Source organism: Actinomadura rupiterrae (assembly GCF_024172125.1).
Taxonomy (GTDB): Bacteria; Actinomycetota; Actinomycetes; order Streptosporangiales; family Streptosporangiaceae; genus Spirillospora; species Spirillospora rupiterrae.
Genome location: NZ_JAMZEA010000001.1, coordinates 765,134 through 780,866, shown reverse-complemented (window position 1 = coordinate 780,866; position 15,733 = coordinate 765,134). Strand labels below are relative to the sequence as shown.

The 15,733-nt window shown below is 72.9% G+C and carries 15 protein-coding genes; 10 read left to right on the top strand and 5 right to left on the bottom strand.

Annotated elements, in window-relative coordinates:
- The first annotated feature begins 59 nt into the window (after nt 1-59).
- Nucleotides 60-1,181 carry a hypothetical protein gene (locus FHU30_RS03510; RefSeq protein ID WP_253871350.1) on the top strand — a complete coding sequence of 374 codons (1,122 nt, stop codon included), beginning with the start codon at nt 60-62 and terminating at the stop codon, nt 1,179-1,181.
- A 92-nt stretch (nt 1,182-1,273) separates the two neighbouring features.
- On the opposite strand, the gene FHU30_RS03505 is transcribed toward FHU30_RS03510, so the two are convergent.
- Nucleotides 1,274-2,548: a UDP-glucose dehydrogenase family protein gene (locus FHU30_RS03505; RefSeq protein ID WP_253871899.1), complete on the bottom strand. Its 1,275-nt coding sequence runs from the start codon at nt 2,546-2,548 to the stop codon at nt 1,274-1,276.
- A 178-nt stretch (nt 2,549-2,726) separates the two neighbouring features.
- Here FHU30_RS03505 and FHU30_RS03500 point away from each other — a divergent pair, with 178 nt between their 5' ends.
- Nucleotides 2,727-3,896, top strand: a complete 1,170-nt coding sequence (locus FHU30_RS03500; protein WP_253871348.1) for an acyl-CoA dehydrogenase — start codon at nt 2,727-2,729, stop codon at nt 3,894-3,896.
- A gap of 48 nt (nt 3,897-3,944) precedes the next feature.
- Here the strand turns inward: FHU30_RS03500 and FHU30_RS03495 are convergent, their stop codons facing one another.
- Both FHU30_RS03495 and FHU30_RS03490 read right to left on the bottom strand, forming a co-directional pair.
- Nucleotides 3,945-4,376 (bottom strand): alpha/beta fold hydrolase, encoded by a 432-nt coding sequence (locus tag FHU30_RS03495; protein WP_253871346.1) that lies wholly within the window; start codon nt 4,374-4,376, stop codon nt 3,945-3,947.
- 125 nt (nt 4,377-4,501) lie between these two features.
- A complete protein-coding gene (locus tag FHU30_RS03490; protein ID WP_253871345.1) occupies nt 4,502-6,217 on the bottom strand; it encodes an LCP family protein in 1,716 nt (571 codons plus the stop codon).
- A gap of 140 nt (nt 6,218-6,357) precedes the next feature.
- On the opposite strand from FHU30_RS03490, the gene FHU30_RS03485 reads away from it, so the two are divergent.
- The 3 genes from FHU30_RS03485 (at nt 6,358) to FHU30_RS03475 (ending at nt 9,030) form a co-directional block, all read left to right on the top strand.
- Nucleotides 6,358-7,407 carry a glycosyltransferase family 2 protein gene (locus FHU30_RS03485; protein WP_253871343.1) on the top strand — a complete coding sequence of 350 codons (1,050 nt, stop codon included), beginning with the start codon at nt 6,358-6,360 and terminating at the stop codon, nt 7,405-7,407.
- Nucleotides 7,408-7,483: 76 nt separating this feature from the next.
- Nucleotides 7,484-8,179 carry a hypothetical protein gene (locus FHU30_RS03480; protein WP_253871341.1) on the top strand — a complete coding sequence of 232 codons (696 nt, stop codon included), beginning with the start codon at nt 7,484-7,486 and terminating at the stop codon, nt 8,177-8,179.
- 236 nt (nt 8,180-8,415) lie between these two features.
- Nucleotides 8,416-9,030 carry a hypothetical protein gene (locus tag FHU30_RS03475; protein WP_253871339.1) on the top strand — a complete coding sequence of 205 codons (615 nt, stop codon included), beginning with the start codon at nt 8,416-8,418 and terminating at the stop codon, nt 9,028-9,030.
- Between the two features lie 4 nt (nt 9,031-9,034).
- Here the strand turns inward: FHU30_RS03475 and FHU30_RS03470 are convergent, their stop codons facing one another.
- Both FHU30_RS03470 and ispD read right to left on the bottom strand, forming a co-directional pair.
- On the bottom strand, nt 9,035-9,790 hold the full coding sequence (locus FHU30_RS03470) for a glycerophosphodiester phosphodiesterase (protein WP_253871337.1): 756 nt from the start codon (nt 9,788-9,790) through the stop codon (nt 9,035-9,037).
- Complete coding sequence (ispD, locus tag FHU30_RS03465; RefSeq protein ID WP_253871328.1) at nt 9,787-10,479, bottom strand: 2-C-methyl-D-erythritol 4-phosphate cytidylyltransferase; 693 nt, start codon at nt 10,477-10,479, stop codon at nt 9,787-9,789. The genes FHU30_RS03470 and ispD overlap by 4 nt, the downstream gene beginning before the upstream one ends.
- Nucleotides 10,480-10,655: 176 nt before the next feature.
- Between ispD and FHU30_RS03460 the strand changes: the two genes are divergently transcribed.
- From FHU30_RS03460 to FHU30_RS03440, 5 genes are all read left to right on the top strand, one after another.
- Nucleotides 10,656-12,179: a CDP-alcohol phosphatidyltransferase family protein gene (locus FHU30_RS03460; RefSeq protein WP_253871326.1), complete on the top strand. Its 1,524-nt coding sequence runs from the start codon at nt 10,656-10,658 to the stop codon at nt 12,177-12,179.
- Nucleotides 12,176-12,844 carry a DUF5941 domain-containing protein gene (locus tag FHU30_RS03455; RefSeq protein ID WP_253871324.1) on the top strand — a complete coding sequence of 223 codons (669 nt, stop codon included), beginning with the start codon at nt 12,176-12,178 and terminating at the stop codon, nt 12,842-12,844. The genes FHU30_RS03460 and FHU30_RS03455 overlap by 4 nt, the downstream gene beginning before the upstream one ends.
- Nucleotides 12,841-13,572: a phosphocholine cytidylyltransferase family protein gene (locus FHU30_RS03450; RefSeq protein ID WP_253871319.1), complete on the top strand. Its 732-nt coding sequence runs from the start codon at nt 12,841-12,843 to the stop codon at nt 13,570-13,572. Before FHU30_RS03455 ends, FHU30_RS03450 begins: the two co-directional genes overlap by 4 nt.
- A 181-nt stretch (nt 13,573-13,753) precedes the next feature.
- Complete coding sequence (locus FHU30_RS03445) at nt 13,754-14,809, top strand: iron-containing alcohol dehydrogenase family protein (protein WP_253871897.1); 1,056 nt, start codon at nt 13,754-13,756, stop codon at nt 14,807-14,809.
- Entirely contained in the window at nt 14,787-15,710 is a 924-nt protein-coding gene (locus FHU30_RS03440; protein ID WP_372503838.1) for a CDP-alcohol phosphatidyltransferase family protein, read from the top strand. Before FHU30_RS03445 ends, FHU30_RS03440 begins: the two co-directional genes overlap by 23 nt.
- Nucleotides 15,711-15,733 lie beyond the last annotated feature (23 nt).

Here is a 15,733-nt window from a genome sequence, read left to right as displayed (position 1 = left end):
GCCCCGCTCCAACAAACACCAATGTCTTTCAGGTGTACGGTCGTTCGGGGGTGAACGCGGTGTATCGCAAAGTTCTCGTGACGCTCATAGCGGTGCTCATCTTCCGGATAGGGCAGAACGCCCCGCTGCCGGGCGTCCAGCCGTCCGATGCCCGGCACGCGGCGAACACCTGGGCCGACCACGGTGATATGCACGCCCTACTGGACGTCCTCACCGGCGGCGCGCTCCTACGGCTCACGGTCTTCGGCCTAGGCGCCTGGCCCGCCGCAGCCGGATTCGTCGGAATCGGCTTGCTCTCCCTGGGCGTCCCCCGCCTTGAGGCCCTCCGACGGCAAGGCCCCGCCGGCCACAGACTCCTTGCCCGCCACGCAAGAACCCTCGCGCTCCTCCTCGGCGCCGTCGCCTCCTGCATCACGGTCGCCATTGCCGGACATCTCCGCGACCGGAGCGCGCTGACCCTGGTGACCCTCGCCTGCTGCCTGACCGCCGGAACCGCCGCCACGCTGCTGCTCATCGAATGGATCACCGACCGCGGCCTGGGCGACGGCTTCTCGGTCCTCCTGCTCACCCAGCTGCTCGCCGCCCTGCCCCGCCACCTCCACGGGACGCGCGGCGCGACCGCGGCGGCCTGCGCCCTCCTCGCCCTGGCCGTCCTGGTCCAGCTCCGGCGGACGGCCCGCATGATCCCCGTCCAATACCGGCGAACCGCCAGCATCCGCCAGCCGAAGACCACCTACATGCCGGTCAGGGTCATGCCGTACACCCTGATCCCGATGCTGGGCGCCGGCCTGATCCTCCTGGCCCTCCGCGCCTGGACGCCCCTCGGCACCCCGTGGACCCTGGCCGCGGCGGCCGCGACCGCCCTCCTGCTCGACCTGATAGCCGCCCCCACGGCGATCAACCCGAGGCGGATCGCCGCCGAACTGACCAGGACGGCCGCCTTCGTCCCAGGCATCCGCCCAGGCCGTCCGACCAGCGAGTTCTTCGACTACATCAACGCGCGGGTCACCCAGGTAGGCGTCCTCGCCGCCCCCGCCCTGACCGTCCTGACCCTGGCCGCAACCCCGCCCCTGGCCCTACCCCTGCTGATCACCCTGATCGCGTCCCTGCGCACCTTCGAACAACAAAACCTCGAAGCCCGCACCGTCCCCCACCTCCACCGGCCCCTCCCCGACCCCTGACCAGCCCCTTGAACGCTGCCGCCCCGTCGCGGGGCGTGGATTGCTTCCCGGGACGGGGCGCAGAGGTGGGCGCTCCGGTGGTGGAGTGGAGGTCAGGGGCGGCCTAGGGCTCGGTAGTTCCAGCCGGCGGCGCGCCAGTGGTCGGGGTCGAGGGCGTTGCGGCCGTCGACGATGTTCTTCTCGGCGACGACCTCGGCGAGGGCGTGCGGGTCCATCTCGCGGAACTCGGACCACTCGGTGAGGAGCAGGACGACGTGGGCGCCGCGGGCGGCGTCCAGGGCGGACGGGCCGAAGTCGAGGGCGGGCTGGGCGCGGCGGGCGTTCGGCATGGCCTGCGGGTCGTAGACGGTGACCCGGGCGCCCTGGCCGCGGATGGACGCGGCGACGTCCAGCGCGGGGGAGTCGCGGACGTCGTCGGAGTTGGGCTTGAAGGCCGCGCCGAGGACGCCGACCGTCCGGCCGATGAAGGAGCCGCCGAGCAGCTCGCGGGCGAGGTCCACCATGCGGATGCGGCGGCGGATGTTGATCTCGTCGACCTCGCGCAGGAAGGTCAGCGCCTGGTCGGCGCCGAGCTCGCCGGCGCGGGCCATGAAGGCGCGGATGTCCTTGGGCAGGCAGCCGCCGCCGAAGCCGAGGCCCGGGCCGAGGAACTTGCCGCCGATGCGGTCGTCGTGGGAGAGCGCCTCGGAGAGCTTGGTCACGTCGGCGTGCGCGGCCTCGCAGACCTCGGCCATCGCGTTGATGAACGAGATCTTCGTGGCGAGGAACGCGTTCGCGGCGACCTTCACCAGCTCGGACGTGGGGAAGTCGGCGGTGATGAACGGCGTGCCCTCGCCGATCATCGTGGCGTAGATCTCGCGGAGGGTCTTCTCGGCGAGCGTCCCGGCGTCGGGGTCGGACGGCAGCCCGACGACGATCCGGTCCGGGTGCAGCGTGTCCTTCACGGCGAAGCCCTCGCGGAGGAACTCGGGGTTCCAGGCGAGGACGGCGTCGGTTCCGGCGGGGGCGCGCTCGGCCAGCTTCCTGGCCAGGCGTGCGGCGGTCCCCACGGGGACGGTCGATTTGCCCACTACGAGGCAGGGCCGTTTCAGGTGCGGCGCGAGCGAGTCGACGGCGGCGTCCACGAAGGCCAGGTCGGCGGCGTACTCGCCCTGCTTCTGCGGCGTGCCGACGCAGATGAAGTGCACGTCGCCGAACTCGGCGGCCTCCTCGAACGAGGTGGTGAAGCGCAGCCGTCCGGACTCCAGGTTGCGCCGCAGGACCGGTTCCAGCCCCGGCTCGTAGACCGGGAGGTCACCTGCGGACAGCCGGGCGATCTTCTCGTGGTCCACGTCGAGGCCGAGCACCTCGAATCCGAGGTCGGCCATGCAGGCCGCGTGCGTCGCGCCCAGGTAGCCCGTCCCGATCACGGTCAGGCGGTGCGTCAAAGCCCTTCCTCCTGTCTGTTCCGTCCCCGAGATGATGCCGCCTCCCTGCGAGTCCTGCCCACCTGGCGCCGGGTCCCTGCGCCGGACGGGGAGTGTACCGGCGGGTAGCATGCGCGCTATGAGTCCCGACTTTCCCGCGTACGCCCCGTCGGAGGAGCACGAGATGCTCCGCCAGACGGTTCGCGAGCTCGCCGATGCCAAGATCGCCCCGTTCGCCGCGGCGGTCGACGAGGAGTCCCGCTTCCCCCAGGAGGCCCTGGACGCGCTGGTGCAGAACGAGCTGCACGCGGTGCACGTCCCGGAGAGCTACGGGGGTGCCGGGGCCGACGCCCTCGCCACCGTGATCGTCATCGAGGAGGTCGCGCGCGCGTGTGCCTCCTCCTCGCTGATCCCGGCGGTGAACAAGCTCGGTACGGTGCCGGTGCTGCTGTCCGGCTCCGAAGAGCTGAAGAAAAAGTATCTGACTCCGGTGGCCAAGGGCGAGGCCATGTTCTCCTACGCCCTGTCGGAGGCGGACGCGGGGTCGGACGCGGCGGGCATGAAGACCCGCGCGGTGCGGGACGGCGACCACTACGTGCTCAACGGCGCGAAGATGTGGATCACCAACGCCGGGGTGTCGGAGTACTACACGGTCATGGCCGTGACCGACCCGGAGAAGGGCGGCCGCGGCATCTCCGCGTTCGTCGTGGAGAAGTCGGACGAGGGCGTCTCCTTCGCGCCGAAGGAGAAGAAGCTCGGCATCAAGGGCTCGCCGACCCGCCAGGTCATCCTGGAGAACGTGCGGATCCCCGCGGACCGCATGATCGGCGCCGAGGGCACCGGCTTCAAGACCGCCCTCGCCACCCTCGACCACACCCGGATCACGATCGCCGCGCAGGCGCTCGGCATCGCCCAGGGCGCGCTCGACTACGCCGTCGGCTACGTCAAGGAGCGCAAGCAGTTCGGCAAGCCGATCGGCGACTTCCAGGGCGTCCAGTTCATGCTGGCCGACATGGCGATGCGCCTGGAGGGCGCGCGCCAGCTCACCTACCACGCGGCGATCAAGTCCGAGCGCGCGATGCACGGCGAGACCGTCCCGGACCTGACCTTCGTCTCGTCCGCCTGCAAGTGCCTCGCCTCGGACGTCGCGATGGACATCACCGTCGACGCCGTCCAGCTGCTCGGCGGCTACGGCTACACCCGCGAGTTCCCGGTCGAGCGCATGATGCGCGACGCCAAGATCACGCAGATCTACGAGGGCACCAACCAGATCCAGCGCATGGTCATGGCCCGCCAGCTCCTCAAGTAGGACTGGCTGCCGCGCGCCCCCGGCCTGGTCGGGGGCGCGTTCGTCGTTCTAGGACGGCGGCCGTTCGGCGTGGCGGAGGGTCAGGTCGGCGACCTTCTCGGGGACCTCGCGCGGCGGGAAGTGGCCCACGTCGTCCAGGACGATCCGCTCGTATCCGGCGGTGAACATGGCGTCCTTGCCCTTGCTGGTCTCGGGCAGGTTGTCGCCGTCGTCGGCGCCGTGGATCACCAGCGTCGGGACGCGCACCGGCGCCGGATCCGCCAGGCGCTTCTCGATGTCGTCGTAGGCCGGGTCGCCCGGCGCCTCGCCCCAGCAGTGCAGGTAGGCGTGCACGGTGACGGCCGGCCAGTCCTCGTTGTCCCAGGCCGCCGCGGCCTGCTCGAACTCGACCAGGAGCACCTGATCCAGGTCCAGGACGTCCAGGAACGCGGCCAGGTCATGTCCCAGCGCCCCGATCTGCCCGCTGCGCGATTTCCGCATTTCGACCCCTCAAGCGCTCTGCCCCTGGGTGACCTTGGCAAACGTCGGCCACGAGGCGGGAAGGGAGCCGGCGCCCTGCGGTGGCAGCGGTCGAAGAAGGCGACCGGCAGCCGGGCCGGGGGCGGTCACTTGCAGAGTTTGTCGCTGGCGGTCTTGGCTTGGAGCTTGGGGTCGGAGCCGGACGGGGAGCCGGTGGCGGACGGGGACGTGGTGGGCGCGACCTTGACCTTCTTGGCGCCCGTCCAGTCGTCGCCGACGAGGACCTGGAGGCGCGAGCCGAGGCCGTCGACCTGCTTGAGCTTGGCGCCGGGGATCGCGGCGGCGAGGGTCTTGGCGGAGTCGGCGCGGCCCGGGCCGTACTGGATCAGGGTGGTGGTGCGGCCGCGCTCGGCGATGCCGGGGACGACCGTGACCTGGAAGCCGGCGTCCCGCAGGTCGCCGCCGGCGCGGGCGGCGAGGCGCGGGGTGCCGACGGCGTTCAGGACGCGGACGTCGATGTCCTTCGGCGCGACGGTCGGGGCGTCCGGGTTGGTCGTCGGGGGAGCCGAGGGCTGGGACGGCGAGGGCGCCGGGGAGTCCTCGGTCATCGGCTTGTCGTGCCGGAGCCGGGAGAACAGGTCGCCGGCGGCCGACTCGTCCCACTGGACGGTGGACTGCGGCTGCGGCGAGTTCCACAGGACGGTGTTGAAGCCCGGGTTGGAGAGCGGGACCTTCGCGAAGGTGACGTGGTCGGTGGACACGCCCTTCATCTGGTCGGCGAGCTTCGGCAGGTCCTTGGCGAGCTTCTTGTCGACGCGCAGCGAGTGCAGGGCCGCGTTCAGGAACTTGGTGGACTTCACCGGGTCGCTGAGGGTCTTGCTGCTCAAAGCCTGCTTCATCAGGGACGCGATGAACGCCTGCTGCCGGTCGATGCGGCCGAGGTCGGTGCCGTCGCCGAGGGTATAGCGGGCGCGCGAGTAGGCGAGCGCCTGGAGGCCGTCCACGTGGGACTTCCCGGCGGGCAGCTGGAGGCCGGACTTCGGGTCGTTGACGGCCTGCTCGGTGCAGACGTCCACGCCGCCGAGCGAGTCGACCATGTTCACGAAGCCGTAGAAGTTGACCTCGACGTAGTGGTCGATCGGGACGTCGGTGGCCTGCTTGATCGTCGCGACGGTCAGGTCCGGGCCGCCGAACTGGTAGGCCCAGGTGAGCTTGCCGTACCGGGACGGGACGTCGCTGCCCTTGGCGCCCTCGGAACCGTTCGACTTGTGTGACGGGATCATGACGTAGGAGTCGCGCGGCAGGCTGACCACGGTGACCTTGTCGTGGTCCTTGTTCACGTGGACGAGGAGCATCGTGTCCGAGCGCTCGCCGGGCTCGTGGCCCAGCTTGGCCTTGCGCTGCTGCTCGCGGGTGAGGCCCTCGCGCCGGTCGACGCCCGCGACGAGGATGGTCATCGCGCCCTTCGGGGCGTCCTTCGCGCCGCCGAGGCCGCCGACCGAGACCTTGTCGATCGTGCCGGTCACGTAGTTCTGGAAGGCCCAGGCGCCGCCCGAGGTGAGCAGGACGAACGCCGACATGACCCCGGTCACGGCGAGGAACCGGCGCTGCCGCCGCGCGCTCATCACCGCGCGCGGCCCCAGGCCCGGAGGCGCCCCCCGGTCCGGGCGGCGGGGCCCGCGCGGCGTGTCGACGGTCACCCGCGGGGCCGGCACGCCGTCGACGGTGACCCCGTCGATCTCGCCGTCCTCGGCGGCGGACGCCCCGGACGGCACCCCGCCCGGACGCGGCCGGAAGTACCGCTCCAGCGGGTCGTCGCCGCGCCGCGGGCCGCCGCGGTCCGAGTCTCGCCCGTCCGTCATGCCGACCGCCGCCTCCTGAACACTTGCCGACCCGAGTCGGCACCACTCTAAAGTGGACGACACCGATTCGTTCGCTACCTGCGCCCCGTGTCCTTGCAGTAACGTGGCGCCGACTTGACCCGCCTTGACCCCAGGACCCGATGAACCCGTCTCCGCATACCCAGAGCGACCTGCAGGACGTCCGTTCCGCCCAGCCTTCGGAACGCACCTGGCCCGCGGTGTCGGTCGTGATGCCGGTGCTGAACGAGGAACGCCACCTCGACGACGCGGTCCGGCACATCGTGACCCAGGACTACCCCGGCGAGCTGGAGCTGGTGCTCTCGGTCGGGCCGTCCCGCGACCGGACCGAGGAGATCGCGCAGAAGCTCGCGGCCTCCGACCAGCGGATCCGGGTCGTGCCGAACCCCACCGGGCGCACCCCGCAGGGCCTGAACATCGCGATCCGCGCGTCGCAGTACTCGATCATCGTCCGGGTGGACGGCCACTCGCTGCTGCCGCCGGACTACGTGCGCGCCGCCGTCGAGACGATGGAGCAGACCGGGGCGGACAACGTCGGCGGGATCATGGCCGCGGAGGGCGTCACCCCGTTCGAGCAGGCCGTGGCGCGGGCGATGACGTCCAAGCTCGGCGTCGGGAACGCGCGGTTCCACACTGGCGGCGAGCCGGGCGAGGTGGAGACGGTGTACCTCGGGACGTTCCGGCGCAGCGCGCTGGAGCGGGTGGGGTACTACGACGAGACGTTCGTCCGGGCGCAGGACTGGGAGATGAACCACCGGATCCGGCAGACCGGCGGGAAGATCTTCTTCACCCCGCGGATGCGGGTCACCTACCGGCCGCGGCCGAACCTGCGCGCGCTGGCCAAGCAGTACTACCACACGGGCCGCTGGCGCCGGGTGGTCGGACGCGAGCACCAGGGCACGCTCAACCTGCGCTACCTGGCGCCGCCGCTCGCGGTGGTGGCGATGGTCGCGGGCGCGGTGGCCGGGCTGGCCGGGTTCTGGCCGGGGTGGATCCTGCCCGGCGGGTACGCGCTGGCGATGATCGCCGGGGCGGCCGCCGAGGGGCGCGGGCTGCCGTTCGCGGCGTGGCTGCGGCTGCCGCTCGTGTTCGCGACGATGCACGTGTCGTGGGGCGTGGGCTTCCTCACCAGCCCGCCCGGACTGGGACAGCCCAAACCGAACAAATCCTGACTATTTCCGCGAATCGGACTGTGCATGACCTCCTCCGAGGGCTAGGTTGACCGACCAACCCCTTCGGAGGTGGTCCATGTCCAACGGTGCCCGGCACGGCCTCGGCGTACTGGCCGGGATCGTCGCGATCCCCGCGCTGAGCGCGCTCCTCGTCTTCGGCACGCACCGGATGATCGAGCAGCAGCACGTGAACGCGTCCACCTTCAAGGACGGCCCGCTCAGCGACGGCCTCATCGTGCTCGCCCTCTTCGCCGGGGGAGCCGTGCTGCTCGGGCTGCTCTGCGGCTCCCGGCTGTCCCCGCTGGCGTCGCTCGTGGCGGGCCTTCCGCTGGCGGGGTACGGCGCCTGGTGGCTGGTCCGGCCCATGTCCGCGATAAGGAACCTGTCCGACCTGCCGGGGATGAAGGGCTCCCGCGGCCTGGAACTCCAGTTCCTCGCACACTCCGGACTGGTGCTGGTGATCGGCCTCGCGCTGGTCGTAGCGTCGCTGCCGCCTTCGCGGTGGCGGTCGCGGGCGGCGGACGACTCGCTGCCGTTCAACGGCTCCACGGCCGCGCCGCGTCCGGTGAACGACGCGTGGGGCGCGCCGCCCGCCGACCCGCCCATGGCGTCCCGGCAGGAGGCCCCGCCGCTGTACGGACGCCAGGACGCCCCGGCCCCGCCGCCTCCCGCCGCGTCGCCCGGCCCGGGCGGTGGACGGCACGCCGCCGGCGGCACCAACCCCAAGGGCGGCGAGTGGACCCAGATCTACGGTGGCGGCGGCTCCAGCTGACCGTCCCAGGCAGGCAGGCAGGCAGGCCCGGCCCGGCCGTCGTCTCGGCGGGGCCGGGCCTGACCGCGTCCAGCTCCGGCTGAACGCGTCCGGCTCAGGCTGAACGCGTCCGGCTCAGGCTGACCGTTTCCGGCCCGACCTGGCCGTTCCGCCGCTGCGCGTGAACCGGACGCGGGCGGGCGGCGTCCGAGGATCGGCCTCGATCGTCCGGAGGCCCGCTCGTCCGGAGGTGGTTCATGACCAACGGTGCCAGGCACGGGCTCGGCGTGCTCGCGGGGATCGTCGCGATCCCCGTGCTCATCGGGTTGTTCGGGTACGCGGCCGACCGGTACACCCGGTGGCGGAGCATGGCCCTGTACTCCTACCGGATGCACGAGTCCACCGGGGTCGCGGTGGTCCTGATCGTGCTCCTGCTCCTGTCCGCGGCGCTGCTCGCGGTGCTGTGCGCGCCCAGGCTGTCGCCGCTGGCGTCGCTGGTGCCCGGCGCGGCGCTGCTGATCGTCAACGTGGTGTTCCTGTTCAAGCCGCGCTGGACCTACGACCTGCTGCTGAAGCCGATGAGCCCGCGCTGGGTGATGGCGTTCACCGACCAGCTGGCGTCGGGGATGCTGGTGCTCGCGGGCGGGCTGCTGATCGCCGCGTCGGTCGCGCCGTCCCGCTGGCGCGGGCGGACGGCTCCGATGATGGCCGGTCCGGGCGCGTACGGGCCTGGGCTTCCGCATCCGGGCATGGGCGGTCCAGGAATGCCGGGCGGCCCGCGCCCGGGAGCCTCGCCAGGGCCGTTCGGGCAGCCGCAGGGCTACCCGTCCGGGCCTCCGCAGACGCCGCCGAGCGCGCCCCCACCCGCGTGACGCCCTAGCGGACGGCCGCCAGGACGCCGGGGATGTCGTTGACGACCATGGCGTCCACTCCGGCGGCCGCGTACGACGGCGCCGCCTCGGCGGTCGGGCACCACGCCATGAACGCCAGGCCCGCCTTGTGCGCCGCGTCCACGACCTGGTCGAGCGGGCGCAGCCGGGTGTCCGGGTGCTCGAAGCCGCAGGACGCGGTGTGCGCGGCGACGGCCTGGAGACCGAGCCCGGCCGCCGCCGGGACGCCGTGCCACAGCGGGAACCGCAGCCAGGTGAGCAGGCCCAGCGGGACGTCCGGCAGCTCGTCCTTCAGGAACGTCAGGAGGGACGGGTCGAACGAGGTCACCAGCAGCGGGCGGCGGCGGGCCTCGCGGCGCAGGACGGGCGCGAGCAGCGCGCCCGTGCGGCGGGACGGCGCGTCGACCGCGTCCTCCAGGATGGTCTTGACGTCGACGTCCACCGCGATCTCCGGCGGCAGGGCGTCGAAGATCTCCTCCAGCCGGGGCAGCCCGGTCGCCTCGGCGGTCTGCCCGATGATGAACGCGCCGTCGGGCGTGGTCGGGTCGTGCCGCAGGACGAGGGCGTCGTCGGCGGTCCGGGTGACGTCGATCTCGACCCAGGACGCGCCCGCGCGGGCGGCGGCGAGCAGCGAGTCCAGGGTGTTCTCCGCGACCGGCGCGCCGCCGCCGGCCGCGTCCGGGAGCGTGCCCGCGCCGAGGCCGCGGTGGCCGATGACGGCGGGCGGGGCGTCGAAGATCATGCTTCCTCCGCGGCGAGGTGCTCGGCGATGACGATGTCCAGGGGGTGGGTGACCTTGAGGTTGCGCTCGTCGCCCAGGACCACGGTGATCGGCACGTCCGGCAGGTACCGGTGCACGATCCCGCAGTCGTCGGTGGCGCGCAGCGCGGGGTCGGCGAGCGCCGCCTCGTAGGCCTTGCGGACGGCGCCGAGCCGGAACCCCTGCGGCGTCTGGAACCGCACCAGCGACTCGCGCGGCGGCATCGCGGCGACCATCCCGCCGCTGACCTCCACGATCGTGTCGGACGACGGGACACCGACCGCGACCGCCTCGTAGCCGTCCAGCCCGGCGAGCACCCGGTCGATCACCGCGCGGCTCACGAACGGCCGGGCCGCGTCGTGGAAGAGCACGCGGGTGTCGTCCGGACGGCCCGCCAGCGCGCGCAGCGCCGCCGCGGACGAGGCGGTGCGGGTGTCGCCGCCCTCGATCACCCCGGCGACCTTGCGGAACGGCGCGGCCATCGCGGCGGCGTCCCGCAGGTGCCCGGCGGCCATCACCACCAGCACCTCGTCCACGCCGGGATGCCCGTCGAACGCGGCCACCGACAGGGCGAGGATCGGCCGCCCGCCGACCTCGATGAGCTGCTTCGGGCGGCCCGCGCCCATCCGCTGCCCGATGCCGCCCGCGAGCACCACCGCGACCGTCGCCATGGGCCTTCCCTCCGTCACCGCGCCGTGGGCCGGCCGCGCCCGCCCTACCCGTTCCGGATCTTTTCTACCGGACACGCCGCTCCGACGCGTACGGTGAGCGAATCACTACGCTCGGCATTCGAGTCCCGTGTGCATTCGACAGCATCCGACACCCCATCGACCGGCCGGAGGCGCCGATGACCCTCGCCGTGATCGTCGCGACCGGGCGGACCGCCGGCCCGGAGCCCGTCCCGACCGCCGCCCTGCCCACCGGTGACGGAGGGCCGAGCGTGCTGACGCGCCTGGTCGGACGGCTCGGCGCGCTCGGCGTGGAGAGCCGCCTGATCACCCGTCCGGACCTCGCGCCCCGGCTCCGCAAGGACGGCCACGACCCGGTCGAGTGCGACGGAACCGCCGCCGACCTGCGGGAGATCGCGCGGCTGGTGCACCTGGCCCGCACGGCGGTGGTGCTGCTGCCCGCCGACCTGGTGATCAGCGACGAGCAGCTCGCCCGGCTCGTCCTGGACGCCGCGCCGCACCCCGCGACCGCCGCGACCGTCCGGCCGGCGGGCGGTCCGAGCCGTCCCGTCCGGGTGGACGCCGGACGCGTCGCCGCCGCCGGATCCGCCTTCCATCGCGTCACCGCCCCTACGGCCGATTTCCCCGGAGCCCTGTGCATCGGGGAGCAGCGCACTGTCCAGGCCGCGGAAGTGGCCGAAAAGCTCGCCGCCCTTCTGGAACTGCCTGGCGCCCTACCCCCGCCCGCCGCGCTCCCAACCGCGCCCGAGTACGACGCGATAGAGCTGATGTTGGTCGGGCTCGTGCGCGCGGGGGTGCCGGTCCAGGCGCAGCCCGTCGTCCAGGAGTTCGTATGCCGCCGCGTCTGGAGCGAGGACACCGCCCAGGAGGCCGTGAAGACGGCGCAGGCGGCCGACGAGGACCGGATCCGCCTCCGGGCCGCGGTCAAGAAGGACGACGGCTGGTTCGCCACGTACGCGGTCGGCTCGTGGTCGCCGCTCCTGGTGCGCTGCGCCGCCGCGCTCGACCTCACGCCGAACGCGGTGACCGGCATCTCCACGGGCCTCGCGGCGGTCGCCGCGTTCGCGTTCGCGAGCGGCGCCCGGACGGGGATGGTCGCCGGGGCCGTCCTGCTCTACCTCTCGTTCGTCCTGGACTGCGTGGACGGCCAGCTCGCCCGCTACACGCGGGCCTTCAGCCCGTTCGGCGCCTGGCTCGACGCGACCCTCGACCGGGTCAAGGAGTTCGGCGTGTACGCCGGGCTCGCGGTCGGCGCGTCCGCGGCGGCCCTGGCCGGACGGCCGCACACCGGGGACGTCTGGGCGCTCGCCGCCGCCGCGCTGGTCCTCCAGACCGTCCGGCACATGATCGACTTCTCGTTCGCCGACCGCCCCCGTCCCGTCGCCATGGACGCCGGCGGCGCGCCGCCCGCCGGCGCGGACACCCCGAGCGCGCCCCTCACGGTCGCGGACGACCCGGTCCCGGCCGTCCCGCAGGCGCCGTCCGCGCCCCCGGAGGGCCGCTCGGCGCGCTACTGGGCCAGGCGGATCGTCGTCCTGCCGATCGGGGAGCGGTTCGCGCTGATCTCGGTGACCGCCGCGCTCGGCACCGCCCGGCTCACCTTCGCCGCGCTGCTCGGCTGGGGCGGGGTCGCGGCCTGCTACACCCTGACCGGACGAGTGATGAGGGCGATCCGCCGATGACGACCACCAGCCCCGCCCAGGCCGCCACCGCGCAGGACGAAGCGGGCGACCAGGCGTCCGACCCCGGGACGGCCCGGATCCGTGCATACCGGGACGACGGCCCGATCGGCGTCGGACTGGGAGTTCTCGCCCGCGGCCTGCTGCCGCCGCTGCCGGGGGCGCTGGTGGCGCTCGCGGTGTCGTCGGTGCTGCTCGCGACGGGTCTGGGCCACCAGCACTCGATGGCGCTGTTCGCCCCGGCGGTGGTGCTGCTGCTGACCGGGCTCGCCGCCGGCAACGGGCATACCGGACGTCTCGATTGGCTCGTTCCGCCGATCATCCGCGCCATCGAGTATGGTTACGTGGCCGTACTGGGGTTCGCGCAGGGCGTGCCCGCGCCGCTGGTCTTCCTGCTGCTCGGCGTGCTGGCGTTCCACCACTACGACACCGTGTACCGCACCCGCCAGGGACACTGGCCGGCGGAATGGCTGCTCCCGGCCGGGCTCGGCTGGGAGGGGCGGATGCTCCTGGTCGCCTTCTTCGGGCTCTCCGGGCTTCTTCCGTTCGCGTACGCCGCGCTCGCCGCCTACCTTGGCGTGTTGTTCGCGTGCGAAAGCGCCGTGAGCTGGGCGCACCATGCGCGCGGCGGCGGCGGGACGTCCGACCTGGAGGAAGAGGGAACATGATCGGGATGGTGCTGGCGGCGGGTGCCGGCCGGAGGCTGCGCCCCTACACCGACACGCTGCCGAAGGCCCTGGTGCCGGTGGACGGCGAGACCACCATCCTGGACATCGCCCTCGGCAACCTCGCCGAGGTCGGCCTGACCGACGTCGTGATCGTCGTCGGCTACCGCGCGTCCGCGGTCGAGGAGCGCAAGGACGAGCTGGAGAAGAAGTACGGCGTCTCCATCACCCTCGTCCACAACGACAAGGCCGAGGAGTGGAACAACGCCTACTCGCTCTGGCTGGCCCGCGAGCACTTCGCCAAGGGCGTCCTCCTCGTGAACGGCGACACCGTGCATCCGGTCGGCGTTGAGAAGACGCTACTGGCCAACCGCGGGCCGGACATCCTCCTGGCCGTGGACAACGTGAAAACTCTGGCCGACGAGGAGATGAAGGTCATCCTCGACGGCGAGGGGAACCTGCAGCGCATCACCAAGCTGATGGACCCGGCCACCGCCAACGGCGAGTACATCGGCGCCACGCTGCTCGAACCCGCCGCGGCCGAGGCGCTCGCCGACTCGCTGAAGGCCACCTTCGAGCGCGACCCCGACCTCTACTACGAGGACGGCTACCAGGAGTTCGTGAACCGCGGCGGCAAGATCGGCGTCGCGGCGATCGGCGAGGTCGCCTGGGTCGAGGTCGACAACCACGACGACCTGGCCAAGGCCCGCGAGATCGCCACGACCTACTAGCCGCACCGCCGCCGCCGCACGACCCGTGTCCGGGGTGCGGCGGCGACGCGTACCCGGCGGCCGCCGCGAACCGCGCCCCGCGCGCACCCGGCGGCCACCGCCCGGACACCGGCCCCTGAACCGGCCTCTTCGTTCCCCCCGCCCGAAGAGAGAGAAGGGCTCAATGCCACTGCTGACGCGGATGCTGAACGCGCCGCTGTCCATCGACGTCCGGCGCGGCGCGGTCGCCAGCCTGGGCGAGCTGCTCGCCGACGGGCGGATCGCCACCGAGGGGCGGGTCGCGATCGCGGTCGGCCCCGGCCAGGGCGAGAAGATCGCCGAGCACGTCCGCACCTCCCTGGACGCCTGCGAGGTGTTCCAGGTCGAGGGCGGCACGGTGGACGCCGCGGTCGCGCTCGGCGGCAGGCTGCGCGCCGGGCAGTACGAGGCGGTCGTCGGCATCGGCGGCGGCCGGACGATCGACGCGACCAAGTACGCGGCGACGCTGTCCGGCATCCCGATGGTGTCGGTCGCGACGAACCTGTCCCACGACGGGATCTGCTCGCCGGTGGCGTCCCTGGAGCACGACAAGGGCAAGGGCTCGTTCGGCGTCGTGATGCCGCTGGCGATGATCGTCGACCTGGACTACGTGCGCGCCGCGCCGGACCGGCTCGTCCGGGCCGGGATCGGCGACGTCGTGTCGAACTTCTCCGCCGTGGACGACTGGCTGCTGGCCGCCGACGCGGTCGGCGAGCGGGTCGACCGGATGGCGCTCACCGTCGCCCGCACCGCCGCCGAGGCGCTGCTGCACCAGCCGAAGTCGGTCGAGTCGGACGAGTTCCTGACCGTCCTCGCCGAGGGCCTGGTGCTGTCGGGGATGGCGATGTCGTTCGCGGGCGACTCGCGGCCCGCGTCCGGCGGCGACCACGAGATCATGCACGCCATCGACCGGCTGTTCCCCGGCACCGCCAACCACGGCGAGCTCGCCGGGCTCGGCGCGGCGTTCTGCTACCACCTGCGCGCGACCCGCCTGGGGACGGGCAAGGAGCGGCTGGCGGAGGTCCTCGGCTGCCTGGAGCAGCACGGCCTGCCGCGCGTCCCGGGCGACGTCGGGCTGACCGCGGAGCAGTTCGCGGACGCCGTCTCGTTCGCGCCGGAGACCCGCCCCGGCCGCTATACGATCTTGGAACACCTCGACCTCGACGCCGCCGCGGTCCGCGCGGCGGTGGACGACTATGTCCGGGCCTACGGAGGCTGACGTGACCGTTCCGACCGAGGGGGGACGACCCCCCACACCCCCCGGTCCGACCGACCCGGAGGCGGCCGCCGCCGCGGCGGCCCCGCCCGACGACCGGCCGACGCGGAAGCAGGCGAAGGTCCGGGACGTCCGGCGGTACGGGCAGCCGCCCGGCCTGAAGGACCGCCGCAACGAGGAGCACTGGGCCGGCCGGCTGTACATGCGGTCGCTGTCGCCCTACTTCTCCTGGCTGGCGCTGCGGCTCGGGTTCAGCCCGAACCAGCTCACCTACATGATGATGGCGACCGGCGTGCTCGCGGGCGCCGTGGTGTCGGTCCCGGCGTCCGGGACGGCCGCGGTGTGGCCCGCGCTCGGCGGCGCCGTCCTCATCCAGGCCTACCTGCTGCTCGACTGCATCGACGGCGAGGTCGCGCGCTACCTGCGGCGCACCTCGGTCGCGGGCGTCTTCCTCGACCGGATCGGGCACTACCTGTCCGAGGTCGCGCTGCTGGCCGGGCTCGGGTTCGCCGCGCAGGGCGGCTGGCGCAACGGCGGCTACGTCGAGCTGGGCCTGCTGGCCGCGCTCGGCGCGGCGCTGATCAAGGCGGAGACCGACAACGTGGTGGTCGCGCGGGCCAAGTCCGGGCTGCCGTCCGACCCGTCCGGCGGCGACCGGGCGCTGCGGCCCCGGTCCACCAAGATCGCGCTGGCCCGGCAGGCCGCGTCCATGCTGGGCTTCCACCGGATCATCGGCGCGGTCGAGCTGTCGCTGTTCATCCTCGGCGCGGCCGTGCTGGACGCCGTGCTCGGCACGGACACGCCCGCGGCGATGCGGGTGCTGTGCGTCGCGGTCGCCGCGGTCGCCGTCGTCCAGACCCTGCTGCACCTGGTCAGCATCCTGGCCTCGCGGAGGCTCAAGTGACACTCCGGAGGCCGAAGTGAAGC